This window comes from Sphaerisporangium sp. NPDC005289 (assembly GCF_040607455.1).
Taxonomy (GTDB): domain Bacteria; phylum Actinomycetota; class Actinomycetes; order Streptosporangiales; family Streptosporangiaceae; genus Sphaerisporangium; species Sphaerisporangium rhizosphaerae.
This window is the reverse complement of record NZ_JBEXGS010000019.1, coordinates 38,542-62,955: the sequence shown is the minus strand read 5'-3', so window position 1 is coordinate 62,955 and position 24,414 is coordinate 38,542. Positions and strand designations below refer to the sequence as shown.

The window sequence follows — 24,414 nt, the reverse complement described above, 5'->3', positions numbered from 1 at the left end:
AGCGTCAGCTCGCCTGGCTCGACTCCCGGAATGCGCGAGGGACTTCCACATGCCCGCCATCCCTTCTCTTCCGCGTGCCCGGACCCGTTCGTGAGCGGCAGGGTCGTCATCGTCGCGGTCGTGTTCGTCAGCGCACCGCTCACGCTGGTCCTGGGAATCGCACTCGGCTCGGCGTCAGACACGCCAACGAACTCGCCACCCCTCGGCGTCGAGCCCGCATGCCAGGACACCACCCGGCCACCTACACAGATGCCGGGCGGCGCAATGCCCGACGCCACCTCCACGCAGGCCACCCTCACCGCAGCGACGCCCACCTGTCCCCCACCGGTCCCACCCGGGGATACCGGCACAGCCATCCTGGCCCAGGCGCAAAAATGGATCGGACTGGCCTACCAGTACGGCGGCGGCGACCAGAACGGCCCGACAGTGGGGACGAACTCCAACGGCAGCGGCAAGCCGGGCTTCGACTGCTCGGGCCTGACCGTCTGGGCGGTCCACCAGGCGACCAACGGCAAGGTGCTCCTTCCCCGGACCGCGGCCACCCAGTTCCAAGACCGCCGCTGGCGGCACGTGCCCTACGACCAACTCCAGGTCGGCGACCTGGTCTTCTGGCCAGGCAGCTCAGGGACCCGCAGCGCGCCGTCACACGTGGGCATCTACGCCGGCGACCAGCGCTTCTTCAACGCGCCGTTCACCGGCGCCAAGCTCCGCTTCGACTCCATGGCACCAGGCACCTACCGGTACCAGACCTTCATCGCAGGCGCCCGCATCACCGGCTAAGATATACCCACGTATACGTATCCTCGTTGATCAGTACCACGGTCTACGCCAAGCGCACCCAGCGCCACGCCACCGACCACACACCCGAGGGAGTGGGACCACCGATGAGCGCCACGCCTTCCGATCCCGGCCCTCTGGCGCGTCGCCTGGAGCACCTGTTCCAGACGGTCCACCCCAAAGGCGGCAAGCCCTACACCAACGTCGAAGTCGCCGAAGCGATCAACGCCGCCGCCGGCGAGAAGGTCATCTCCCAAGCCTACGTATGGCAGTTGCGCAAGGGCATCAAGGACAACCCCACCAAACGCCACCTCGCCGCCCTCGCGGCCTTCTTCGGCGTCTCGGTCCTGTACTTCTTCGACGACGAAGACACAGACCACCCCACCGCCCCCGCCACCAAACTCGACCTGGCGCTGAAGGACGACGCGGTCAAAGAGGTCGCCCTCCGCGCCGCCGGCCTCTCCGACGAAACCCTCAAAACCATCCAAGACATGATCGACCGCGCCCGAACCCTCGAAGGCCTCCCCGCCCTAGAACAATGAAGACACGGCTGATCACGCTTGCGAGCAAGAAGGTCACCGCCTGCATCGCGACGTCGCCTGTCGCTCATCCCCGGCAGCCGGGCGGGGCTACTTTGGCTACCAATGAAACCCTTCTGGCCAGCGGATCCCGGGTTCTGACTGCCCGCTGATTGCACGCTGAGAACACAGATTTTCCACCCTGTTCCCAGCCGCAGCCTGACGCTTACCGCGCGTCCGTCTCGCCGCAGGTTCCCGACAATTGGTGGACGGCAAGCGCCTGCTGGAGTCTAGGAAGTTCCCAGGTGAGGTCAATGAATGGTGGCAGGACGTCATCCGGCGCGTCGCGCATAGGTCCATATCTCGTAGCGCGGCGTGGGCGGCATCGGGAGCGATAACGAACCCCACGTCGTCGTACCAGGTGAAAGGCAGATCGCCGACGATGCGCCATTCACGTTCCCATTCGAACTCGTAGCGCCAGGTTTCCCCCACACCCGGGTAGTCAACAAGCGGGGTCAGCTTCCATAGCGGATGGGCGGGGTTCACCCCGCCCATCACGTGGGTGCGGACGAGTTCCTTGAATGCAGCGAAGCCCTCAGTGTCGCGGGCCAGGTACCAGACCGGAGCTCCGCGCTGCTGTTTGATGAAGGTCTTGGTGAAAGCGATGCCGTACGCCCCGTGCCGTGCGACCAGCCGGTCGAGCCGGTCCAGCGGAATCTCCGACAGGCTGACTGCGTGCTGGGTTCCATTGAGCTCGGTGAGATTGGTCGCGGCGCCGACCGCCGACGGCCCTGGCCGGACCACTCCGATGTCGAGGATCTCCTGGAGGGCCTCCTGTACCGTCAGGTGGACCAGGTACTCCGACATGTCGCGCCACTCGGCGTTTCCCCCGTACCCCAGCATCCGATGTGGCCCCCTCCGACAAGGCAGCTGAACGGCTTGGGGTGGCGTTCTGGTCGGGGTCGAACATGGCGCCGAACCTGACCAGGGCGACGTCAGGGAATTCGTATCCGCGCTCGGTACCGATGCGGTCCAACTTGGAGATCATGGCGAGGTGGGCGGCCTCGGGGAGGCTGAACAGGCCGCTCGGATGGTCTTACCGGCGTATTCGTGCTCGGTGACGGCCACATCCGGCATGCCCTGGGACAATGACACCCACCGACCTCAAATGCCCGTCCGGCCCGCGGACGTGATCCAACCCTGCGACATTCCCGGGCCGGCGTTCTACATGTCGAAACGCCTCAACAACGTCGTCACCTCTGTGTACAAACCGCGCCACCTCACAGTGGGACCAGATATACCGACTGGAGGCCGGATACAAGTGGTCTATGGTGGCGGGTCGGCCAGTACCGCGATCCCGATCTCTTCGAGATCTAGGAAGACTCGTTTGACATGGTTGAGATGTTGGTAGATGACTGCCCGCGCCTCGGCTTTGCTAGCAGATCCACTCCAGATCGGATCAAAGATCTCGGGGTTGCCCACGGCAGTTTGCGCAGCATCGAGTGCCGCCAGCAAATCAGGGTGCCTTGTTTCGAAGCGTAGCTTTCGTGCGTTCGTCTTGATGAGCTCCATGTTACTCGCCATCGCACGCCCACTATCGGTGTTCGCCCATTCGATAATGTCGCTCATCCTCCACCGATTGCCTGCGGTGCTGAGGGTGAGTATCTGTAAGGTATCGGTCCAGCTATTGGCGGCATGGACCATGTCTGCAATGAGCGACCGCTGTCGTTGATGTCGGTTCTCTTGCCGAGCGGATTCCGCAGCCGCATAGATGCCGCTGAGGAGCCGTTCTTCCAGCATCTTGGTGAAGGACACTGTAAAAACTTCGGTCACTTCGGCGTCAGTCAGCGTCCAGGAACGTTGCAGAGTCTGATACTCGGCGAGTTGTTCCCTCTTCCACTCGCGCAGCATGTCAGCGGTGAAGTGCTGCGGAGTTTGATCAATCTCCCAAGCGTGCGTCTCGCACAGTGGAATCAAATTCGACGCGTCCCGGTTAGCCTCCTCGGACATGTCCGGGTCCCAGCGTGGGCCGCCCCGGCTACGGGCGTGGATGTGGGCGATCCTACTGTTGAGGATGTACTCCCCGGTGTCATCGTTCAGGCGATATAGGGGCTTTGCGCAGGAAGGCTCCCCGCACCTCCATGCGGTTCCATACAGTTGCTTGATAGTGCCTTCTTTAGGGGGGCGATGCTCAATCGGCCCAGTGCTAGGTGAGGCGTTCGACATCCGACCATCATCGCCTACGACAGCTTGTTCGTGTCAGCCCGTAGGGTCGGAGGTTCTGGATCCCCCGTGATCAAGCACCGACGCCTGGGCAAGGCTGAAGAAGGTATTGATCTCGTTCCGCACATCACCGACGCTAGACGCTGCCGCCGAGTTCGTTCATCCGCGCGCGGATGTTCTCTACTTGGCCACCCATCATCATGAGCAGGAACCGGCGGGGATCGTCGGCGGGCGCTCCAGCGATGGTGCCAGCGAGGTGCTCGTACTGGGCCTGCGCCTTCTCCAACTCTGGGGCGAGTTCGGCCAGCTGTTGCTCTGGTGGCAGCGTACGGAACTGTCGTCCGAGATCTTCATCTAGCGCGTTCACGACCGGGTTGTTTAGCCAGGCGTCCACCGAGTCGAGGTCAGTAGGATTGAACGCGACGGGGTCGCCGTCTGGGTTGTAGGTCACGTCTTCATCTTCTCAACTAGGGCCTGTATCAAAGCCTGCTGTGGCGGCTCTGCCGTTCCGAAGCTCGTGTGGGGCGATGGAGATCGACAACGAATGAGGTCTCCGGTAAGAGGGTTGATCGACCAAGAACAACCTGAATACCGGAGACCTCGTTGGCCACCTTAGCGGTGACGAGGCGGTTCTACCTGACCGATGCGCAGTGGGCGGTGCTGGAACCGCTGCTACCTGCACCGAAACGCTCAGGGCGGCCGTCGTCGTTCAGCAAACGGCAGTTGATCGACGGGATCCGCTGGCGGGTCCGGGCCGGCGCGCCCTGGCGCGACGTGCCTGCCTGTTACGGATCCTGGCCAGCGGTGTACGCCCTGTTCCGGCGCTATCAGCGAGACGGCACTTGGCAGCAGATCATGACCGCGCTGTAGGCGCGGGCGGACGCGGCCGGGCAGATCACCTGGGATGTCAGCGTGGACTCCACGGTCGCCCGCGCGCATCAGCACGCCGCGGGCGCACGGATAAGGGGGACCTGCAGGCCGAGCCGCCGGGTGGCCGGGACGGTGACGAACCGGCCGATCACGCACTGAGCCGCTCCCGCGGCGGGTGGACCACCAAACTACATCTGGCCTGCGAGCAGGGGTACAAGCCGCTGGCGATCGTGCTGACCGCCGGGCAGCGCGGCGACAGCCCGCAGTTCACCGCGGTCATTGGCGGCATCCGGGTGCCCCGCTTGGGCGGCGGACCTCCCCGCACGCGCCCGGACCGCGTCCTGGCCGATAAGGCCTACACCTCCACAGCCAACCGTGCCTACCTGCGGCGGCGCGGCATCAAGGCGACCATTCCCAGCAAGGCTGACCAGGACGCCAACCGTCGAGCCAAGGGATCCAAGGGCGGGCGGCCACCCATCTTCGACCCCGAGCTCTACACACAGCGCCATGCTGTCGAGTGCGGTATCAATCGACTCAAACGCCACCGCGCGGTGGCCACCCGCTACGACAAACTCGCCGTGCGCTACCAAGCCACGATCCTCGTCGCCGCGATCAACGAATGGCTCTGACCGGCTTCGATACAGGCCCTAGCGACGAGCGGCCTCCCCACATCTACTCGACCAAGGCACCAGATGGTACGTTCCTGGTCCTTGATCATGAGCGCGCACCCCTCACAGGGACTGACTTCCTGGCCATTGCCACGACAGACCAGGATGCCTCACACAGTTGGCAGCTCACATTTCACCTAGTCGCGCCTCATTGGAACGTACCCATCAATATCCCCTACCGCCCCACCTCCACCTTACGTACACGTCATCATCAGAGGATCAACCAGTTCCGGAGGAGAACGCGTGAAACTGATCCACGCCGCCGACCTTCACATCGACAGCCCGCTCCGTGGCCTGTCAGTGTACGAGGGCGCACCGGCCGAGGAACTGCGCATCGCCTCTCGGCGGGCGTTGGAGAACCTCGTTCAGCTTGCGATCTCAGAGTCGGTCGACGGTGTCCTCCTCGCCGGCGACATCTATGACGGCGACTGGCCCGACTTCCAGACCGGGCTGTTCTTCGGCAAGCAGATGTCACTGCTGCGTGCGCAGGGCATCACCGTCTACCTCGTTTCAGGGAATCACGACGCGCAGAACAAGATGACCCGTCGGCTGCCGCTACCGGATAACGTGCGCATGCTCGACGTCGAAGCGCCGGAGACCGTACGCGATGAGAAGATCGGGCTGGCGGTGCACGGGCAGGGTTTCCCCCGTTGGGACATCACCGACAACCTCGCCCTCGGCTATCCCCCTCCTTGCCGGGATCTCTTCAACGTCGGGCTGCTGCACACCGCACTGAACGGCCGCGACGGCCACGACAGGTACGCCCCCTGCACGGTGGATCACCTCACGGGAAAGGGATACCACTACTGGGCCCTCGGCCACGTACACAACCGCGAGGTCGTCCAGGAGGATCCGTGGATCGTCTTCCCCGGTAACATTCAGGGCCGCCATGCCCGGGAGACAGGACCGAAGGGCTGCACCGTGGTCACGGTCGGCGACGACCTGCGCGTGCGCTCCGCCGTCCATCACGACCTTGACGTGGCACGCTGGGAGCATTTGCGCATCGACGTCTCGCTGGCCGGAGATCTCGATGCCGTCGCAGATCTTGTGCAGACCCAGCTCAAAGGCTTGCCCTCCGGCAAGCTGCAGGCCATACGGGTCAGCCTCGTGGGCCGCAGCAGCGCTCACCTCCAGTTGTGGAACGGACGGCATCAGTTCGTCAACGAGATCCGTTCAGTCGCCAACGACCTCGGCGACCTGTGGGTGGAGAAGGTGCGCATCGAGACCCGGCTGCCCGAGACGCCCGGCGAAGGCACCATGGGGCTGCTCGCCGATCTCCGGCGTACGGCGTCGGCGCTCCGCTCGGACACCGCCGCTCTGCAGCGGATGGTCACCGAGGACCCTCTCTACCCTCAGCTACCGCCGGACAAGCACAACCAGGACGGGATCCTCCCCAATGACCCGGAGTGGCTGCGGCGCCTCGGCGACGACGCCATCGATCTGCTGGAATCCATGCTCACGGAGGGACGAACCCGATGAGAGTCGACCGGCTGGACCTGATCGCGTTCGGCCCCTTCAGCGGGATGGTGCTGGATCTGTCGGCACCCGGCATCCACATGATCGCCGGGCCGAACGAGGCCGGCAAGTCGACCGCGCTGCACGCGTTCGACCAGCTCCTCTATGGCATCGACGAACGATCGCGCTACGACTTCGTCCATGACAAGGCCGCGCTACAGCTGAGTGCGCTGGTGCGGGGCTCAGCGGGTACCGCATTGGAGTTCATCAGGGTCAAGGCACGCAAGACGCCGCTCCGCCGCATCGACGGAGAGCCGCTCGACCAGTCGGTGCTCAACACGATGCTGGGAGGCATCGACCGGTCAACCTTCACCTCGGTGTTCGCTCTAGGCAGTGCCGAGCTGCGGCGGGGAGGTGAGGCACTGGCGCGCGGAGGCGGAGACTTCAAGCAGGCGCTGGCCGCCACCCGGTCGGGAGGCCGCCTGTCCGACGCTCTGCGCACGATCGACGAGCGTCTGGGCGACCTTTACAAGCGGCGGGGCCAGAACCCCCGGATTAACGCCCTCCTGGCCGAGTTGAAGCAGGCGCAGAACCGGGTCCGCGCGGCAACCTTGCGCCCGCAGGAGTACCTCGACAGGGAGCAGGAGGTCAAGGACGCCGAGCAAGCCCTGAACGCGCTCACCAAGGAACTGGAGCAGTTCAGGAGCGAGCAATCCCGTGTGGAGCGGCTTGTCGGGGCGCTACCGGCACTCAACCGACGAACCGCCCTGCTAGCCGACCTCAATGCTCTGGAAGCCGCCGGGGCGATCGCCCCGGCGGAGATCGCCGTACGCCTTCCCCAGCTGCGCGAGGACCTGCGGCTGGCGGAGAACAAACTGGCTGACACGCAGCGGCGCCTCGATGATGTCGTGGGCGAACTGAAGGAACTGGTCGTCGACGACGATCTCCTCTCCACACAGGACGCGATTGACACCCTCTACCAGGAGCGCAAGGCGGCTCAGGAAGCCGCCGAACGGCTCGCGAACTCCTCCGACACCGTCACGGATCTCCGTGACCAGGCACTCTCCGCTCTCACCCAGGTCCATGTGGACGCGACGCTGGACGACACCAACCTCTACACGGTGCCCACGTCAGTGCAGAGACGTATCCAAGACCTGCACGACCAGCGCACCGCCATCGACACGGCCCTAGCGCGGGACCGTAAGGCGGTAGACCAGCGCCGACGCAACCTGGAGACGGCGGAGAAGCGGCTCAGCGAGCTTGCCACGCTTGAAGATACGAAGCCGCTCCATGCTGCGCTCAACGCCGTTCCCCAAGACCTGCTCACCCGCATGGCCGCTGCCGACGAAGACGTCCGGCGTTTAGACAGCATCGTCGAGCGAATACTGCTGGAGCTGCGAATCCCGGCACAGCATGTCGACGCGATGACCGTGCCCACCCGGACTGAGATCGACGAGCACGTGGAGGCGCGCAAGGACCTGAAGCGGGACGGGTGCGAGCTGGCCAAGCAGCGGAAAGCATTGATCGCCAGGCTGGATGGCAAGCGCGTCAACCTGGCAACCCTGCTGAGCGGTGACCCGCCCCCCACCGAAGCAGAGCTCGCGGAGGCTAGGTCCGTCCGGCATGAGCTCTGGCTCGTGATCCGCGACGGGCAGCACGACCGAGCAGGAGATTTCGAACTGGCCCTCGACCGTACCGACCAGATCGCCGACCGGATGCGTCGGGACGCGTCCCGGATCGCCGACCGTTACCGGCTGGAACTCGAGATCGGCCATGACGAGAAGGCGCTGGCCGCACTCGACGAAGAGCACGCTGCCCAGGACAACCGGGCCGACTGCTTGGACGCAGAATGGGACCGCCTGTGGGAAGGGTTTCCGGGCCCCGCGCCCAAGCTCGGTGGCGCCGCATCCACATTGGACGGTGTCGAGAGACTCCGCGGAAGTCTCGGGGAACTGGGTGACGCCCGAGCTCGCCTCTCCTCCTTGCGGGAGCAGGCCGCCCTGCACATCACACGGCTCCGTGAAGTGCTGAGGTCGCGGGAGGAGGTTCCGTCCTTGGGAGCTGAAAATGCTTTGGCAGAACTTCCCGAACTACGCGAGGTCGCCGAGCAGCGGCTGGCCGAGCAGGACGAACTGGCACGTACGCACGACGCGCATGAAGGCCAGCTTGTCGCGGCCCGCGAGGAGCTCGCTGCCGCCGAAGCCGAAGTCGCCGAGCACGAACGGAGCCTGGCCGGCTGGGAGACCACTTGGCACAAGCTGCTCGAGCAGGCCAGTCTGCCAACAGACCGGGACACCGCCGCCGCCCTCACCGATCTGGAACGGCTCGGACAAGTTGCCACCTGGGTATCGGATGCGGCCAAGAACGAGCGTGACTCTGAGAAAGCCGCCACCGCACTTGACCGGTTCCACTCACTGCTTGCGGCCACCGCCTCCGCCTGCGGTCGTGCGATGCCGACCGACGAGATCGAACGTCACCAGCTTGTGGGCAGTCTTTACCGGGATGCCGAAAAGAACCGTTCCATAGTGGATCGGCGAGCCGTTCTTCTCGGCGATCAGGCCGACCTACATACCGCGACCCGTGACCTTAGAGAGGCCCTCAAGGGGTTGCGGACCGAACTCGCGCAGCTGTGTGAAAGGTCTGGGGTGGACGGCATCGACGCCCTCAGCGAAGCCGTCCAACGGAGTGAATCCCACAGAAATCTACAGGCGAGCCTCGCTGAGGTCACCGCGGCGCTTCCGACCAACACCGAAACGCTCATGGCGGAGATCCCCGAAACCGACGAGGACCAACTCAAGGCTCGACTTCTCACAGTCACCGATCACGTCACCGACCTCGACGACCAACGGACCCGCCAGTCCCAACTACTCGGCGAGAAGAAGACTGAGTTCGCCAGCTTTGATGGTTCCGCCACCGCCATACAGGCGGCCGCGAGCGTAGAGACCACTGCGGCCGCGCTTCTAGAGGAGAGCGAGGAGTACCTCCGACTGCAGGTTGCCCGGAACATCGTCCTGTCCTGCATGGAGGAGTATCGGCAAGCGCAGCAGGACCCGGTGCTCACGCGGGCGAGCCTGCTGTTCGAGCATCTGACGCTCGGCGGCTATGGCGGACTGGAACTCGACGAGGACGGGGATTCACCGATCGTACTGGCACGACGCGGTTCTGAGCTGCTGACCGCCGACCGACTCAGTGAGGGCACTCGTGACCAGCTCTACCTGGCGCTGCGGCTGGCTTCTTTGGAGCGCTACTCCGAGGAAAATCGCACACTTCCGTTCATCGTCGACGACATCTTCATGACCTTCGACGACCAACGAACCCGTGCCGCCTTGGGAGTGTTGGACAAGATGTCCGACCGGTTCCAGACGATCGTCTTCACCCACCACGACCACCTGGCCGAACTCGCTCAGGCAGAACTTCCCAGCGACCGCCTACACGTGCACCGACTGCCGCGCTTCGCGCCCGCCATGACCGCGAGCGGCTGAGACTTCGACGAACATGAAGAGCCCAGCTGATTCCTCAGCCGGGCGAGGATAGCCAGTTCACCCCACGCGAATGTGGCTTATAGAAACGGGGTAGCGGAGTGCCCGAAGGCACCGGCCACGTCGTACCTGTGACCATGGCTGATCAAGTCTCAACGACGGCTGAATCCTGGCTCTGGCACCAATTTCGTGATCTTCCGCCGGTCGACTGCCAGCCTTGCTGATCATGCTGGGTGATGACCTCGGAGTTACTGACGGTCTTGTTCCCTCACCTGGCCTGCCTGCAGATCGACCATATGGGCCGGTCGGGGAGATCGGTACGGATCCGGGCCAGGACCAGGACGTCACAGGCTGCTTGCCCGCAGTGTGGGATGGTCTCCCAGCGCGTGCACAGCAGCTATGGGCGGCGGGTGTGCGACACCGCGGTAAGCGGCCACCAGACGGTGCTTCACCTGCGGGTGTTGCGGTTTTGGTGCGGTAACGACGAGTGCGGCAAGAAGACCTTCGCCGAGCAGGTACCCGGGCTGACCGTCCACTACGGCCGCTACAGCGCCCCGCTGCGGAGCCTGCTGCAGACGATCGGCCTGGCGCTGGGCGGCCGGGCCGGTGCCCGGCTCACCCACCGCCTGGCGGCAGCGGTGAACCGAATGACGCTGATCAGGCTGGTTCGATCCCTGCCCGACCCGCAGTCGGGACATGGTCCCCAGGTGCTCGGAGTGGATGACTTCGCCCTGCGCCGCGGCCACACCTACAGCACGATCCTGATCGACGTCACCACCAGCCGGCCGGTCGCCATGCTGCCGGAGCGATCAGCGGACGCGCTGGCCGCGTGGCTCAGCAGACGGCCCGGTGTGCAGGTCGTCTGCCGGGACCGGGCCGGGTGCTACGCCGATGGCGCCACCCGGGGTGCACCGCAGGCGATCCAAGTTGCCGACCGCTGGCATATGTGGCGCAACCTCGGCGACGCCGTCGAGCGCGCCATCGCCAAGCATCGCCACCACCTACGCGACCTCACCCCCGCCACCCGGCCCATCGACATTCCCTTGCCGGGGCATCGACCACCGCGCACCTGCCGGCCGGGGCCGCTCACACCGAGCCGCGGGCCGGCCGTCTGGCCGATCGGACCCGCCACCGGCACACCCTGGTCCACCAGCTGATCGCCCAAGGCCGCGGCCTGCGAGCGATCGCCCACGAACTCGGGCTGGCCCGCAACACCATCCGGCGTTTCGCCCGCGCGAGCAGCCCAGAGGAGCTGCTGGTGAACGACGGCACCGGCAAGCGTCCCCGGGCGGTGGAGGAGTTCGCCGTCTACCTGCGGCACCGCTGGGAGCAGGGCTGCACCAACGCCGAACAGCTCTATCAGGAGATCAAAGCCATGGGCTACCGCGGCAGGCCCACCACGGTCCGCCAGTATCTGCGGCCCTGGAGGGCCCAGACCACGGTGAGTCTGCGGCCCTCGCCGCCGCCCACCGTCCGCCAAGCCACCGGCTGGTTCCTGCGCAATCCCGATGACCTCGACACCAACGAGCAACAGCACCTGCGGGCCCTGACCGCTGCCTGCCCGGCGCTGGCCGCCGTCCGCGATCACGTCCGGGCCTTCGCCGACATGATGATGAATCTTCGCGGCGGCCACCTTGAGCGGTGGATGAACCGGGTCCAGGCCGACGACCTGCCGGAACTGCACTCCTTCGTCACCGGCTTACGCCGCGACTTCGACGCCGCCAAAGCCGGCCTGACCTTGTCTCACAGCTCAGGAAAGGTCGAGGGCCACGTCAACCGCATCAAGATGCTCAAACGCCAGATGTATGGCCGAGCCAACCCCGACCTCCTGCGCAAACGCATCCTCCTCGCCGACTGAGGCGGGTCAACGCACGGAATCAGTGCCAGAGCCAGCATTCAGCCGTCGTCGAGACGCGCAAGCACCCGGATTCGCTCACCCTCGTCCTGCACATCGTTCACCACCAGCGGCGACAACCCCGAGAACACTGCGCTCACAAGCACGTCAAGATCAAGCATGACTCACTGTGAGGCAGTAGAACCTTCCGTCACCACCGAATCTGCGACAGAGCCGTTGGCCTCTGGACAGACCCTGCGTACGGGGATGGGTTCCGCCCGCCTCGCCCGGGGTGTCATTGACCAGTCTATATATCTCAGTATAAATTAAGGGCAAGCAAGTAACATCGGTATAGAAGCGGAGTCGTCGCGTCGACGGCGGCAAGTTCGCCGTGTCCCTTCACCTGTGGGGGTCGGCGTGCGGCTTTGCTCTGGGGCAGGCCCTATCCAGGAGAGAGCTGTTATCACCATGAATGCATCCCCCATCGACCGTTCGACGTTTCACTCTCGTGGCCGCCAGCAGGGGGTCACGTACAAGATCTGGATCTGCGGCTGGATCAGCCGTCATGAGGGGCGGCGCGGTCCAGTACACCGGGTGTGCTGGACCGTGGCCGGCCATCGGCGGCTCCGGCTGTTCCACTCTCTCGCGGCGGCGCGGGAGCTGCGGGACCAGCTTCAGGCCGCAGTGATGACGGGGCAGCCCTTCGATGTCAGGAGCGGGTTGCCGTTGGCACTGGCTCCGCAGGGGTGTGCCGGTCATCCGGTGCATCGATCCCGGCAGCGGCGCAAAGACGGAGGGGCGCATGACTGACCTCTCCTTCGACGACATCCGCCAGGAGTTGGTCGAGCGTAGCGACGGTGAGGCGCTGCTGGCCGACGGCCTGGAGGACGCGCTGATCGGCACGGCGGAAGGCTGGTTCGGCACCTCCCATCGGGTCGTCGCCCTGTACGACCTGTCCCTGTGCGTCCGTGTCCTCATGAGCTGGGGCATGGATGAGGAGGAAGCCGAGGAGTACATCGGCTACAACATCACCGGCGCCTACGCCGGTCCCTCGACTCCCGTCTTCGCCGTGATTCACCGGCAGCCACTGATCGTCTCCTGCGAGGACCGAGACCTCAGCGCGGAGCAGGAGAACTCGCCGCCATCGTACTTTCCCGGCGACAGCCCTTCCAGTGGCGCCGGCCAGAGCATGCGCGGGTGAACCCGGGTCTCCTGCCCGGCTTGTGAGAGTGCGACGTCCTTGCCGTGCCCGCAACCGGCTCTCGCTGCGCTCGTCCCGGCTCGGCCAAAGATCTTCTCCTCCTTCGTCGGACAACATCTTGGCCGTGCCGGGACCGCCGGGTTGCGTTCCCGGCCGCGTGCGTCGCGGTGACATCGGGCCGGGCAGGGACCGGACCTCGTGTCCCCCAGCCGCCGCGATCGGCTGGTCGGCCCGGCTCGATGAGCCTGTGGAGGGCGCATGAACGAAGTGGCCGTCAGTCCCGACATCGTGGATGTCCCGGTCGCCGATGTCGACATCCCGGCCGCACCCACCTCTGAGGGCGAGGGCGCGCGAGGTGGGGAAACCGTCTATACCGAGCGGCCGATGATCCCGGTTGACCTGCTGGTAGCCCACCCCGGCAACGTCCGCCAGGATCGGCAGGCCAGTGAGGAGTTCTGCCGGTCGGTCGCCGCGGCCGGGATCATCACGCCTTTGGAGATCACCGTCGAGCCGGACGGCGGGTACCGGGTAGTGGACGGCAACGTCCGCCTGGACGCCGCCCTGAAGGTCGGCCTGCCCGCCGTGCCGTACTTCTTCTCCACCGACACCGCCGACGACGAGGGCCTGCAGTACCTGCACATGCTCATCACCAGCAGATTCCGCACGAGCCTGTCGGTGCACGAGGAGGCGCAAGCGCTGTTCTCAGCGGCGCAGGCCGGGATGACACGGACCCAGATCCGCAGGGTGACCGGCCTGTCCTCCCGCGAGGTCAAGGCCGGCGTACGGGCCGGCGGTCTGGGCGGCGCGGCCAAGCAGCTCGCCGCGGGGATGGACTACGAGTGGACGCTGGAGGAACTCGCGCTGCTCAAGCCGTTCGAGGACGACCCCGAAGCGCTGGAGGCCATCCACCGCAGGTGGTACGGCCCGCTCAAGTACACCGTGCAACGCCTGCTGGACGAACGGGAGGCCAAGGCCCGCCGCGCCAAGATGATCGCGGAGCTGGAGCAGTCCGGGATCACGATCACCGCCGACCTACCCGACGGCGCCATGCCACTGCGCCGGCTCATGAACGGCGACCAGGAGATGGACGCCGACGCGCACGCCACCTGTCCGGGCCGGGGCGCATGGCTTGCCCCCTGGACCGGAGCCTCTCCCAATCACTACTGCCTGGACCCGGTCGCCTACGGCCACGTGTTCGCCGAGACCGGCACCACCAACCCGCCGCCCCCGGCGGAACCCACGCCCACCGCGCAGCCGGTGAAGCCGGCCGTCGAGCGCAAGATCGTGGTCGAGGGGAACAAGGCGTGGGCCGCCGCCGCCACGGTGCGCCAGCAGTGGTTGCGCGAGTTCCTGGCGCACAAGACCCCACCCAAGAACGTCGCGGCCACCATCGCCCGCTTCGTAACCGAGCAACTGGTCACCATGCCGGAACCGTTGTGCCGCGCACTGGCTGGAGCCCGCCACACGCAGGTGTTCGAGACCTTCGGCAGCCCTACCGCCCTGAACGTCGCCAAGAGCAGCCAGCAGGGCCTTTGGATGATCGCCCTGGCACCGATCGCGACCGCCTACGAACGCGAGATCACCGGAGACGGCGAACGACGCAACACCTGGCGCGAGGACAAGTACTCCCCCTGCACCCGAACCGACGCCGGCGCCTGGCTGCGGTTCATCACCGAGATCGGCGCCTCACACGGCTACGAGCCCAGCCCGATCGAGAAGGCCGTCGCCGACGGTGTGCCCTACCGCGGTGACAATCCCGCCGAAGATATCTCCGACGAGACCACCACCGAGGAGACCAGATCCGGGGCGGTGTCCACCGCACCGGAATCGCACGACGAGCACGACGACCCGCCTCTCGACATGTCCGAACCGGCACCCGGTGCAACCGGCGTGAACGCCCGCTCCTCGTACCGGTCATCGGCGCCGGACACCGCTGCTGAACTGGACGCTGCCACGGATTCGGACATCGCGATGGCCGAGGTCCGGTCCGACGAGGCCGACACCGATGACGTGCAGGCGAAAGCCGCATAACTCCACATGGCTTGCCGGCAGAGGGCGGCAGCACCACACCCGGTCGTCCTCTGCCGCTCGGCCCTCCCCATAACCCGCTTCCGGGCCGTCCTCCGGCCCAGAGGCCATCGGAACCATTCCCCGTCCCGATCCCGAACACGCCGTCAACCGCTCCCGGGCCGCCGGGAGCTCCTCCCCTGTCCCGAACCCATGGAGCGCCTGCTTGACCAACGACCCCGCACAGCCCACAGAAGCCGTCCCCATCGCAGAACCGGTGCTCCCGCGCCGCGGCACCGCCACCGAGAGCACCGGAGACCGCCTGATCCGCTGGGGAGCGGCATTCTCCGTCCTCGTGGTGACCGGTATCGCCGCCGTGATCAGCTACGGACACGCCTACCGGCTCGTCACCCACTACGGGGAGATCGGCGCCACCGCCCAAGCCCTCCCACTCACCGTCGACGGGCTGGTCGCCACCTGCTCCCTGGTGATCCTGCACTACACCCGCAAAAGCCGCAGAGCCCCCTGGCACGCCTGGGGCCTGCTGGTCATCGGCGTGTGCGCCACCGTCGGCGCCAACGTCGCCAACGGTCTCGGACACGGCATCGTCGGCGCCATCGTCGCCGGCTGGCCGGCCCTGGTCGCGGTCGGCTCCTTCGAGCTGCTGATCCGCCTCCTGCGAGACGGCCGCCCCACCTCCACGCAGCGGACGACCGACCATGCGCCCGCCTCCCGAACAACGGAACAACCTGCTCCTACACGCCCACCCGACGACGCCGCTCCAGCCGCCCCGCCACCGATCCTCGATCCGGACGTCCGCGCGGCGATCACGCTCTACACCGACGAGCTCAGCGACGGCGAGATCCCTTCCATTCGCCGTATCAAACGCGACCTGCGGATCGGCCATCCCAAGGCGACACGGATCCACGCCGTCCTGGCCCAGCCCACCAGCACCACCACGCAAAACGGGCATGCTGCTCAACACGCGACATATATATGAGTATATTTATCGACAATTCATTCACCTCAGCATGCCGGAGGCAGCCAGCTTGACCGACCACCGCATCCATCGCACCGCCACAATCACAACCCCCCTTCCACCCCCGCCACGCAGCCATCGCCAGACGAGTGGCCTGACACTGGACACTCCGCGGCTGTATCGCGTCTCCGATGCCATGCGGATGCTCAGCCTGAGCCGCAGCGTGATCTACGAACTGATCAGGGCCGGGCGCCTCCGCTCAGTCACCCAGGGCCGCACCCGGCTCATCCCCTCCTCGGCCATCACCGACTACATCGTGCTCCTGGAACAAGAGGCGCAGAACTCATGACCACGCGACGCAGCCGAGGAGACGGCGGCCTGCGCTGGGACGAGGCACGGCAACGCTGGATCGCGACCATGACCCTCGGCTACACCGCCGCCGGGAAACGCATCGTGAAGAAGGCCACCGGCAAGACCAAGACCGAAGCCAAGAACAAGCTGAAGGAGATCATCAGGGACCATGAGGACGGCCAGCCCACCCTTCCACCGAACTACACCGTGAAAGACGCGGTGACTTACTGGCTGGAGAACGGCCTCCACGGACGAGACACATCGACGATCAAGATGTACCAGATCTACGCCCGCAACCATGTGATCCCTCACCTGGGCGCCCGCAAGCTCCGCGAGCTGTCCGTGGAAGACGTCGACCGATGGTTGCAGGGCAAGGCCGGCGAACTTTCCACCCGATCGCTCAAGCTGATCCACAACATCCTCAACCGTTCGGTGAAGAACGCCATGCGCCGCGACAAGGTCAAGCGCAACGTCGTGGAACTGTGCGAGATACCCGAAGGACGAGCAGGCCGGCCCTCCAAGGCCCTGACCCTCACCCAGGCCGAAGCCGTCCTGAAAGCGGCCGACGCCGCGCCGCCACGCATTCGTGCCTACATCGTGGTCTCCCTGCTGTCCGGAGCGCGAACCGAAGAAGTACGGGCGATCGCCTGGAGTCACGTCGTCACCTACGACCAGCAGGCCCAGGCGTGGCTGCCGGTGGGCGAGGCCGGCTGGGACCACACCGACTTCGCCGTCTACGTCTGGCGCTCGGTACGCAAGAAGGGCGACACCAAGACACCAAGATCCCGCCGCAGCCTCGCCTTGCCCAAACGCTGCGTGGAGGCACTGAAGACCCTGCACCAAGCCCAAGACGGCACACGCGAACTGATCTTCTCGACCAGCAGCGGCTCCCCCGTCTCTGCCCACAACATGCGGCGCGACTTCCGGAAGGTGCTCGACGATGCCGGACTCAACGGAAAGGACTGGGCACCCAGAGAGCTACGGCACAGCTTCGTGTCTTTGCTGTCGGACCACGACATCCCCATCGAGGACATCTCCCGGCTGGTCGGACACTCCAACACCGTCGTCACCGAGACCGTCTACCGCCACCAGATCAGCCCCGTCATCCAGGAGGGTGCACGGGCGATGGACGGGATCTTCCCGATGCCCGAAAACCCGTAGCCTCCCAGCCTGTCTTCCACGCCCCGTTCCTGAGATCAGGAACGGGGCGTTGTCGCAAGTAGCCCTTCGATGGAAGGCAGCCATCCTCGCCTGGTGAGGAGCCCGCGTCCCGCGGCACGGCCATGAGCTGCGGGCGAGCACAACTCGGGTAGGGCACCCGACCGTCTCACCGCATGGCTAATGGCACGGTAATGGCACGCTGACCACGACGCGGGCCTGACTGACCCCGATCATGTGAATGGCATGTCCGGCGACAGCACCCGGCACCCACCTGACACGCTCATCCGCGTCGACGGACCCGTCCCGGAACCCGGCAGCCGGCCGGAGGCCTTCTGCTGACCGCACTGCACCAATGCCATCACCGAAAGTGTCTGGGCAGACCATGCCATGCCGGTCATCCAGGAGGACACGGCGGCCAGGGTCGGTATCTTCCCGAGGCCCGAAATCCTTAGTCACCCAGTTAGTCACCCACGCCCCGTTTCCTAGATCAGAGACGGGGCGTTTTGGCTGGTGGGCGCTACTGGGTTCGAACCAGTGACCCCTCGCTTGTAAGGCGAGTGCTCTACCGCTGAGCTAAGCGCCCGGGTGCCCTTGGTCGTGAAGGGCGGGTGGGCTACACCTTACGGTACGGAAGGGGACCTGAGCACATTGAGCGCCCAGGTGGATCCCGCGTCGGGGACGCCGGCCGCCTGCCAGCCGAGGAGGGCGGCGCCGAGCATCCCGGTGTTGACGCCCAGTGCCGCGTGGCGCAGCGGAGGAGCGGGGCGGAAGGCCAGCCTGGACTGCAGGCGCTCGCCCAGCGGGTCGAAGAGCGCCGCGCCCGCCTCGGCCAGTCCCCCGCCGATGACGATCGAGGAGGGGTCCAGGAGCAGGGTGTAGGAGGCCAGGGCGATGGAAAGCGCCTCCAGGGCCTCGTCCCAGACGGCAGAGGCGTGGGGGTCGCCACGCATGGCAAGCGCCACGACGTCCTCGGCGGCCGGACCGGCTCCGGTGGGCGGCGGCGTCGAAGGACGCACGGAGGCCGCGCGGCTGAGGCGTTCGGAGTAGCGGCGGGCCACCGAGGCGGCGGAGGCGTAGGTCTCCAGGCAGCCGATCTGGCCGCAGGCGCAGCGCTCGCCGTCGGGGAACACGGGGATGTGGCCGATCTCGCCTCCCCACCCTCCGGACCCGCCGTACGGCTCGCCGTGCACGATGGACGCGCCGGCGATACCAGTGCCGATCGGGAGGAACAGGAAGTCCGGCTCCGATCGGCCGGCGCCGAGGATCCGTTCCGCCAGGCCTGCGGTGCGGACGTCGTGTCCGAGCCGGATGGGGACGTCGAGTGAGGTGAAGTCGGTGGCCGGCACGTCTCTCCAGCCGATGTTGGCCGAGTAGAGGGCGGTGTCGGTGTTGACCAGCCCGGGCACGGCGAGCCCGATCCCGGACGGCGCACCATGGATGGACGGCGCGCCATAGGGGGACGGCGTTCCGGCGGGGTACAGGTGGGAGGGATCGGTGGAGGTGAGGAGGGCTCGGCCCGATTCGGCGAGATGGTCGATGAAGGCGCGGATGGCCTTGATGACGCGCAGGGGGCCTTCGTCGCGGGGGGTGGGGCGGCGGTCGGTGAGCAGTACCTCGCCGCCGGAGGTGACGAGCCCGCCTTTCATGGAGGTGCCGCCGACATCGAGGGCGACGACGTAGGCCTTGGGACTCATGCCGCCGCTCCCACGCCGACGCTCCGGTGGACGGGTTGGTGGCTGGACTCGAGCACCGGGTTCTTCCCCACTTCCGCGGCCGGGCGGGCCGCCGGACGGCCCAGTGAAATGCGCATTCACGCGCAGTTTTGCCCAAATGGGTGCATGAGTCAAAACCACGGGAGGTGATGCGGCGGTTGGTCCGCCCGTACCGTCACCGGTCCACCCGTAAGGCGAACCGGTCCGCCCGTATCATGGCCGGTCCACCCGTACGGCGACGGGTTTGCCTATGCCGTGACTGGTCCGCCCGTACCGTGACTGGTCCGCCCGTACCGTGGCTGATCCGTCCGTACTGTGACCGATTCCTCTGTACTGCAGCCGATCCGTACGTGCTGCGACTGGTGTGGCCGTAGCGCGTGGGCCGGCGGGGTCACGGGGAGGGGCGGCGGCCGAGGACTCGGTTGAGGGCTGCTTCCACCTCTTCGGACAGGCCGGGGGCGCCGGCGCGCACCAGGGACGGGCGGTCGTCCGGATCGGCGTCCTCGCCGTCGGCGAGCCGTACGGCGCCGCAGGAGCGGCACTCGACCTCGCCGAGCCTGCAGATCAGCTTGGTGGAGCCGCACGACCCGCAGCGGTCGAGGTCGAGATCGAGGTCGTGCTCGCGCTGGCAGGACGGGCAGATGAGCACCTGCCGTTCACGCCGCACGCCGCGGCGCCAAGGGCTCGCGCCCCGGACCGGGTCCGTCTGCCGGACGCCGCACCGATAGCAGGGCATCGTCGCCACCGCCTCCGTCTTCGCCGGGCCGCCGCCCGGCGCGGTTCATGAGAATTCGTCGAGCACCTTGCGGTACCCGGAGATGTCGCGCGCCGAGGGCACCGGGTTGACTTCCTTCCACCGGACCACGCCCTCGCCGTCGATGAGGAAGGTGCCGCGAAGGGCGCGACCCCCCTGCTCATCGAAGACACCGTACGCCTGCGCAACCTCGCCGTGCGGCCAGAAGTCCGACAGCATCGGGAAGGTGAAGCCCTCCTTGTCGGCCCACGCCCGCTGGCTGAACAGGGAGTCGACCGACACGGTCAGCACCCGTACATCATCGGGCACGGAGGTCACGAGTTCGTCGCGGATCGCGCACAGCTCGCCGTGGCAGATGCCGCTGAAGGCCAGCGGGTAGAACACGAGCAGCACCCGGTGACCGCGAAGGTCGCCCAGCCGTACTGGGGTGCCGTGCTGGTCCTTCAGCTCGAAGTCCGGCGCCTTGTCTCCCACGTCGACCGCCATGCCGGTCCTTTCCCCGCCGAAAACGCCTAGAAGGTGCATAGAAGATGAACGCGCGTCGAGCACGGCGAGCGCATCGGGCCTGCCGTACGGCCGGTGTGCGCCGTACGGCAGGGGAAAGCGGAGTCGCTGAGCTGCGGCGGCGTCGTGACGGACCCGACGGGACCGGTCGCGTGGGAACGGCCGGCCGCTCCGGACACCCCCCGGTGATCGGAGCCCGGCACCCGGCCACTACGACGACGTCCCGGACGTCATGGAGACGGCCGGAGACCCTGGCGACGGCCGGTGGGCTATCGGCGGCCCTTGGGAGTGACCAGTCGCGTGCCCGACCAGTCGCGGGCCGCGCTCACGCTGCTGGTCTGCGAAAGACCCGCCGTGGCGGCGTCCTCCCCGATGTCGCTCGGCTCGACGTGACCGTCTCGTCCGACCTTCGGGGTCAGCAGCCAGATCTGGCCGCCGTCGGCCAGCCCGGCCATCGCATCACTCAAAGCGTCGAACAGGTCTCCGTCCCCGTCGCGCCACCACAGCAGCACGACGTCGATGACCTCTTCGGAGTCCTCGTCGACCAGTTCGTTGCCGGTCAGCTCCTCGATCGACTGGCGAAGCTCCTCATCGGAGTCCTCGTCCCAGCCGATCTCCTGCACCACCTGACCCGGCTTCAGACCGAGTCGCTCGGCCAGGCCGCGCTCGCCCTGCGCCTGACCCGCGGTCGCGCTCACGTTTATCCCTCCTGCTTGAATGGCCCCGCGTTACGCGGTTTACCCGGCCCCTGTGAGGCCGCTTCGGCACAGTCCACACGCTGTGACCCATCGTCGTCAACGGTCGCCACGACCGGTGACCCGCACCGTTATCTGCTAGTCCGACAAAAACGACAAACGTACACGCCGTTCCGGGTTGTCGACGTTGAGGTCGACGATGGCGATCGACTGCCATGTTCCCAGCTCCAGCCGCCCGCCCAGGACCGGGACGGTCGCGTACGGCGGGATGAGCGCCGGCATCACGTGTGACCTGCCATGACCGCGCGAGCCGTGGGCGTGGCGCCATCGGTCGTCGGCCGGAAGCAGATCGTCCAGCAGGTTCAGCAGATCGTCGTCGCTGCCGGAGCCGAGCTCCAGCACCGCCACCCCCGCCGTCGCGTGCGGGACGAAGACGTTCAGCAGACCGTCTCCCCCGCACGAGCGCGCGAACTCCTCGCACTGCCGGGTGATGTCGTGCACCCGTTCCTTGTTCCCGGTCCTCACCTCGAACGTCTGAGATCTCACCTGACGGATCTTATGATCCCCGCTGAACTGGGACGACAACCGCATCCGGCCCGGGAAACACCAACCCGGTGTGTCCGTCGTCGAAACGCACGACGTACGGCGGGCATCCGTCCGGCCCTCGCACCTCGATGATCAAGCCGGGCCGGTCCCTCTCTCCCACAGCGTTCCCGTGGACGAGGAGCCGGTCCCCAATGGTCGCGTACACGAAGATCCCTCCTTCCTCACGGCCGCTTCCAGACTCATACGGCTCGTTCCCGGCGAAAAGAGGGAGAGACCCTCCCCCGGCGGAGGGAGGGGAAATAAAGACCGAAACGTTACTCTGCGAGGATGTGGCGCTTCTGGCTCCGGAGGACGGGGCGGCTGGGGCTCCGGGCGCGCACGGCGGCCTCCTATGTCCTGGTCACCACCGCGGCCGTGCTCATCGTGGAGGCCGTCCTCCTCGGGCTCGTGATCTCCTCGGCGAGCGGGTCGGACCTGGTGGCACGCCTGCAGGACCAGGCCGGCAAGGACGCGAAGATCCTGAGCGCGACGGCCGCCAAGCTGGCCACGGTGTCGCCCGGCGACGACCTGCCCCACCTGCTGGCCAGGGCGGTGAAGTCGTCCTACGGCCTCACCGGGTTCGGCGGCTCGGCACGGGACGCCGAGCAGAGCGTGCCGCTCCGCAGGGTGACGGGGAAGGCGGACCGCGTCCCGGTCGAGGTCCTGCTCGACGCCCAGGGCGTGATCATCACCAGCACGGCGACGGCCTCCTACCCGGTACGCGGGCGGCTGCCGGTGCGGCTGCCCACCGGCGGCCAGGGCCTCGGCGGGAAGAGCGACACGGCGGCCGGGGCCGCGGCGTGGTGGATCAGCCCGGTCTTCGGCCCGTCGGCCGGCGGGACCCTGAAGCTGTTCGCGGACGGCGACTCCGTGGTCGTCGAAGACGAGACCGGCCCCTGGGAGCCGTCCGGGAAGGGCAATGCGCCGCAGACGGTCGGATACGTCTATGTGCAGGCGCCGCCCGACCTCGACGAGGCGACCGCCTCGGCCAAGGCGACCGTGCCGCTGCTCGCGCCCGGCGCGCTGGTCCTGGCGCTGGTCGTGCCGGTGGGCGTGGTGTTCGGCATGCTGAGCACCCGCCGGCTGATCGGCCGCATCACCCGGCTGGCCGAGGTGACGACGGCGGTGGCGAGGGGGGACTTCGGCCACAGGGTGGGCGTCCGCGGCGCCGACGAGGTCGGGCAGCTGGAGGCGGGGTTCAACCGGATGACCGAGCGGCTCGGAGCGGCCGTGGAGGCCGAACGGCGCTCGGCGCGGGCCGACGCGCGCCAGGCCGAGCGGACGCGCATCGCCCGCGAACTGCACGACTCCATCTCCCAGGACCTGTTCTCCCTGAGCCTGCTGGCGGCGGGCATGCGCAGGGCCGCCCCGCAGGAGCTGCGGCGCGAGGCCGAGACGATGGAGCGGACGGCCGCCCGGACGATGCGCGAGATGCAGGCCCTGCTGCTGGAGCTGCGCCCGGTGGCGCTGGAGGACGCGGGCCTGGTCCCCGCGTTGCGGGAACTGTGCAACGCCTACCAGACACGTCTCGGGATCACGATGCGCGCGTCGCTCGAGACGGTGCCGCTCACCCCGGCCGCCGAGCACGCGGTGCTGCGCCTCACGCAGGAGGCCGTCGGCAACGCGATCAGGCACGGGGCGCCGACCGCCATCGAGGTGCGGCTGCGGCGCGCCGGAGGCGAGACCGAGATCGTCGTCAGCGACGACGGCCGCGGATTCGACCCCTCGCGCCCCTCGCTCAGCCACGGGATGGGGCTCAGGCTCATGCGCGAGAGAGTGGAGGAGCTCGGCGGCCGGTTCTCGGTCACCAGCGGGCCGGACGCCGGCACGGTGGTCCGCGCGTCCCTGCCCGTCCGCCCCGTCGGGCCGCCCGTGCTCGCGTTCGGCGTGCCGCCGTTCCCGCCGGCCCCGTCCGCGCCGCCCGTCCCGTGTGCGGCGCCGGCGGCGGAGGCGCCGTGATCCGGGTGCTGATCGTCGACGACCACGAGGTCGTGCGGCAGGGACTGCGGTTCGTCCTGGACCAGGAGGAGGGCATCGAGGTCGTCGGCGAGTGCGGCGACGGGGCCGAGGCCCTGGCCGCCGTGCGCGCGGTGCGGCCGTCGGTCGTGCTGCTCGACATGGTGATGCCCGGCATGGACGGCCTGGAGGTGCTGCGGCGCCTCGGACCGGACCGGCCGGCGGTGATCGTCCTGACCTCTTTCCAGGAGGACGAGCGGGTCGTGGCGGCCGTCCGGCTCGGCGCGCTGTCCTACCTGCCGAAGACCACCGCGGTGGACCGGGTGGTCGAGGCGGTGCGGGCGGCCGCGTACGGGGGCAGCGTCCTCGCGCCGGGCGTCGCCGCGCTGCTGGTGCGCCAGGTGCGCGGCGGGGAACGGCGCACCCCGCTGGACTTCCTGACCCCGCGCGAGCGCGAGGTGCTGACCGCGCTCGCGCGTGGCCGCTCCAACAGCGAGATCGCGCGGGCGCTCTCACTGGGCAAGGAGACGGTGAAGACGCACGTGTCCAGCGTCCTGGCCAAGCTGGGCGTCGCCGACCGCACCCAGGCGGCGATCTTCGGGTTGCAACACGGCCTGGTCCCCCTGGAAGAGGCGCTGGAGCCGGAGACCCCGAAGGAGTAGCGCCCCCGTCCAGAGGTGCGACG

22 protein-coding genes, 1 tRNA gene and 1 pseudogene are annotated in these 24,414 nt (G+C 67.3%); 14 read left to right on the top strand and 10 right to left on the bottom strand.

Annotation, left to right across the window (positions count from 1 at the left end; genetic code table 11):
• The first annotated feature begins 90 nt into the window (after nucleotides 1-90).
• Together ABZT47_RS28520 and ABZT47_RS28515 are read left to right on the top strand one after the other, a co-directional pair.
• Entirely contained in the window at nucleotides 91-780 is a 690-nt protein-coding gene (locus ABZT47_RS28520) for a C40 family peptidase (RefSeq protein ID WP_354848538.1), read from the top strand.
• 104 nt (nucleotides 781-884) lie between these two features.
• The gene (locus tag ABZT47_RS28515) at nucleotides 885-1,319 is read left to right on the top strand and encodes a helix-turn-helix domain-containing protein (RefSeq protein WP_354848535.1); all 435 of its coding nucleotides are present in this window, start codon (nucleotides 885-887) and stop codon (nucleotides 1,317-1,319) included.
• Between the two features lie 96 nt (nucleotides 1,320-1,415).
• On the opposite strand, the gene ABZT47_RS28510 is transcribed toward ABZT47_RS28515, so the two are convergent.
• The 3 genes from ABZT47_RS28510 to ABZT47_RS28500 all read right to left on the bottom strand — a co-directional run bounded on the left by ABZT47_RS28510 (nucleotide 1,416) and on the right by ABZT47_RS28500 (nucleotide 3,969).
• Nucleotides 1,416-2,162, bottom strand: coding sequence for an abortive infection system antitoxin AbiGi family protein (locus ABZT47_RS28510; protein WP_354848532.1), 747 nt, complete (start codon nucleotides 2,160-2,162; stop codon nucleotides 1,416-1,418).
• Between the two features lie 459 nt (nucleotides 2,163-2,621).
• Nucleotides 2,622-3,305: a hypothetical protein gene (locus tag ABZT47_RS28505; protein WP_354848530.1), complete on the bottom strand. Its 684-nt coding sequence runs from the start codon at nucleotides 3,303-3,305 to the stop codon at nucleotides 2,622-2,624.
• Nucleotides 3,306-3,654: 349 nt separating this feature from the next.
• A complete protein-coding gene (locus ABZT47_RS28500) occupies nucleotides 3,655-3,969 on the bottom strand; it encodes a hypothetical protein (protein WP_354848527.1) in 315 nt (104 codons plus the stop codon).
• Nucleotides 3,970-4,121: 152 nt separating this feature from the next.
• Between ABZT47_RS28500 and ABZT47_RS28495 the strand changes: the two are divergent.
• From ABZT47_RS28495 to ABZT47_RS28450, 10 genes and pseudogenes are all read left to right on the top strand, one after another.
• A pseudogene (locus ABZT47_RS28495) lies at nucleotides 4,122-5,017 on the top strand (IS5 family transposase).
• Nucleotides 5,018-5,299: 282 nt separating this feature from the next.
• The gene (locus tag ABZT47_RS28490; protein ID WP_354848524.1) at nucleotides 5,300-6,535 is read left to right on the top strand and encodes a DNA repair exonuclease; all 1,236 of its coding nucleotides are present in this window, start codon (nucleotides 5,300-5,302) and stop codon (nucleotides 6,533-6,535) included.
• Complete coding sequence (locus ABZT47_RS28485; protein ID WP_354848521.1) at nucleotides 6,532-9,993, top strand: AAA family ATPase; 3,462 nt, start codon at nucleotides 6,532-6,534, stop codon at nucleotides 9,991-9,993. The genes ABZT47_RS28490 and ABZT47_RS28485 overlap by 4 nt, the downstream gene beginning before the upstream one ends.
• Before the next feature lie 233 nt (nucleotides 9,994-10,226).
• The gene (locus tag ABZT47_RS28480) at nucleotides 10,227-11,147 is read left to right on the top strand and encodes an ISL3 family transposase (RefSeq protein WP_354848519.1); all 921 of its coding nucleotides are present in this window, start codon (nucleotides 10,227-10,229) and stop codon (nucleotides 11,145-11,147) included.
• Between the two features lie 101 nt (nucleotides 11,148-11,248).
• The gene (locus tag ABZT47_RS28475; RefSeq protein WP_354848516.1) at nucleotides 11,249-11,848 is read left to right on the top strand and encodes a transposase; all 600 of its coding nucleotides are present in this window, start codon (nucleotides 11,249-11,251) and stop codon (nucleotides 11,846-11,848) included.
• A gap of 778 nt (nucleotides 11,849-12,626) precedes the next feature.
• Nucleotides 12,627-13,025, top strand: a complete 399-nt coding sequence (locus tag ABZT47_RS28470) for a hypothetical protein (RefSeq protein WP_354848513.1) — start codon at nucleotides 12,627-12,629, stop codon at nucleotides 13,023-13,025.
• 258 nt (nucleotides 13,026-13,283) lie between these two features.
• The gene (locus tag ABZT47_RS28465) at nucleotides 13,284-15,056 is read left to right on the top strand and encodes a ParB/RepB/Spo0J family partition protein (RefSeq protein ID WP_354848510.1); all 1,773 of its coding nucleotides are present in this window, start codon (nucleotides 13,284-13,286) and stop codon (nucleotides 15,054-15,056) included.
• A 202-nt stretch (nucleotides 15,057-15,258) separates the two neighbouring features.
• Nucleotides 15,259-16,032 (top strand): DUF2637 domain-containing protein, encoded by a 774-nt coding sequence (locus ABZT47_RS28460; RefSeq protein WP_354848508.1) that lies wholly within the window; start codon nucleotides 15,259-15,261, stop codon nucleotides 16,030-16,032.
• Nucleotides 16,004-16,360, top strand: coding sequence for a helix-turn-helix domain-containing protein (locus ABZT47_RS28455; protein WP_354848505.1), 357 nt, complete (start codon nucleotides 16,004-16,006; stop codon nucleotides 16,358-16,360). Before ABZT47_RS28460 ends, ABZT47_RS28455 begins: the two co-directional genes overlap by 29 nt.
• Complete coding sequence (locus ABZT47_RS28450) at nucleotides 16,357-17,523, top strand: tyrosine-type recombinase/integrase (RefSeq protein ID WP_354848504.1); 1,167 nt, start codon at nucleotides 16,357-16,359, stop codon at nucleotides 17,521-17,523. Before ABZT47_RS28455 ends, ABZT47_RS28450 begins: the two co-directional genes overlap by 4 nt.
• Nucleotides 17,524-18,031: 508 nt before the next feature.
• Here ABZT47_RS28450 and ABZT47_RS28445 read toward each other — a convergent pair.
• From ABZT47_RS28445 to ABZT47_RS28415, 7 genes are all read right to left on the bottom strand, one after another.
• Nucleotides 18,032-18,106, bottom strand: a tRNA-Val gene (locus ABZT47_RS28445).
• A gap of 37 nt (nucleotides 18,107-18,143) precedes the next feature.
• Nucleotides 18,144-19,217 (bottom strand): ROK family protein, encoded by a 1,074-nt coding sequence (locus tag ABZT47_RS28440; RefSeq protein ID WP_354848502.1) that lies wholly within the window; start codon nucleotides 19,215-19,217, stop codon nucleotides 18,144-18,146.
• A gap of 409 nt (nucleotides 19,218-19,626) precedes the next feature.
• Nucleotides 19,627-19,902 carry a hypothetical protein gene (locus ABZT47_RS28435; RefSeq protein ID WP_354848499.1) on the bottom strand — a complete coding sequence of 92 codons (276 nt, stop codon included), beginning with the start codon at nucleotides 19,900-19,902 and terminating at the stop codon, nucleotides 19,627-19,629.
• A 114-nt stretch (nucleotides 19,903-20,016) separates the two neighbouring features.
• Nucleotides 20,017-20,475 (bottom strand): peroxiredoxin, encoded by a 459-nt coding sequence (locus ABZT47_RS28430; RefSeq protein WP_354848496.1) that lies wholly within the window; start codon nucleotides 20,473-20,475, stop codon nucleotides 20,017-20,019.
• Between the two features lie 287 nt (nucleotides 20,476-20,762).
• Nucleotides 20,763-21,191, bottom strand: coding sequence for a DUF3052 domain-containing protein (locus tag ABZT47_RS28425; RefSeq protein ID WP_354848493.1), 429 nt, complete (start codon nucleotides 21,189-21,191; stop codon nucleotides 20,763-20,765).
• A 135-nt stretch (nucleotides 21,192-21,326) separates the two neighbouring features.
• A complete protein-coding gene (locus ABZT47_RS28420; protein WP_354848490.1) occupies nucleotides 21,327-21,734 on the bottom strand; it encodes a secondary thiamine-phosphate synthase enzyme YjbQ in 408 nt (135 codons plus the stop codon).
• Between the two features lie 10 nt (nucleotides 21,735-21,744).
• On the bottom strand, nucleotides 21,745-21,939 hold the full coding sequence (locus ABZT47_RS28415; RefSeq protein ID WP_354848487.1) for a DUF1918 domain-containing protein: 195 nt from the start codon (nucleotides 21,937-21,939) through the stop codon (nucleotides 21,745-21,747).
• A gap of 122 nt (nucleotides 21,940-22,061) precedes the next feature.
• Between ABZT47_RS28415 and ABZT47_RS28410 the strand changes: the two genes are divergently transcribed.
• Entirely contained in the window at nucleotides 22,062-23,732 is a 1,671-nt protein-coding gene (locus ABZT47_RS28410) for an ATP-binding protein (protein ID WP_354848484.1), read from the top strand.
• Entirely contained in the window at nucleotides 23,729-24,391 is a 663-nt protein-coding gene (locus ABZT47_RS28405; RefSeq protein WP_354848481.1) for a response regulator transcription factor, read from the top strand. Before ABZT47_RS28410 ends, ABZT47_RS28405 begins: the two co-directional genes overlap by 4 nt.
• Nucleotides 24,392-24,414 lie beyond the last annotated feature (23 nt).

Coding starts and splice junctions, on each gene's coding strand:
- ABZT47_RS28510 (WP_354848532.1), bottom strand. CDS start 2,162: ATGTCGGAGTACCTGGTCCACCTGACGGTACAGGAGGCCCTCCAGGAG.
- ABZT47_RS28465 (WP_354848510.1), top strand. CDS start 13,284: ATGAACGAAGTGGCCGTCAGTCCCGACATCGTGGATGTCCCGGTCGCC.
- ABZT47_RS28480 (WP_354848519.1), top strand. CDS start 10,227: ATGACCTCGGAGTTACTGACGGTCTTGTTCCCTCACCTGGCCTGCCTG.
- ABZT47_RS28455 (WP_354848505.1), top strand. CDS start 16,004: ATGCTGCTCAACACGCGACATATATATGAGTATATTTATCGACAATTC.
- ABZT47_RS28450 (WP_354848504.1), top strand. CDS start 16,357: ATGACCACGCGACGCAGCCGAGGAGACGGCGGCCTGCGCTGGGACGAG.
- ABZT47_RS28515 (WP_354848535.1), top strand. CDS start 885: ATGAGCGCCACGCCTTCCGATCCCGGCCCTCTGGCGCGTCGCCTGGAG.
- ABZT47_RS28505 (WP_354848530.1), bottom strand. CDS start 3,305: ATGTCCGAGGAGGCTAACCGGGACGCGTCGAATTTGATTCCACTGTGC.
- ABZT47_RS28410 (WP_354848484.1), top strand. CDS start 22,062: ATGTGGCGCTTCTGGCTCCGGAGGACGGGGCGGCTGGGGCTCCGGGCG.
- ABZT47_RS28430 (WP_354848496.1), bottom strand. CDS start 20,475: ATGGCGGTCGACGTGGGAGACAAGGCGCCGGACTTCGAGCTGAAGGAC.
- ABZT47_RS28470 (WP_354848513.1), top strand. CDS start 12,627: ATGACTGACCTCTCCTTCGACGACATCCGCCAGGAGTTGGTCGAGCGT.
- ABZT47_RS28440 (WP_354848502.1), bottom strand. CDS start 19,217: ATGAGTCCCAAGGCCTACGTCGTCGCCCTCGATGTCGGCGGCACCTCC.
- ABZT47_RS28485 (WP_354848521.1), top strand. CDS start 6,532: ATGAGAGTCGACCGGCTGGACCTGATCGCGTTCGGCCCCTTCAGCGGG.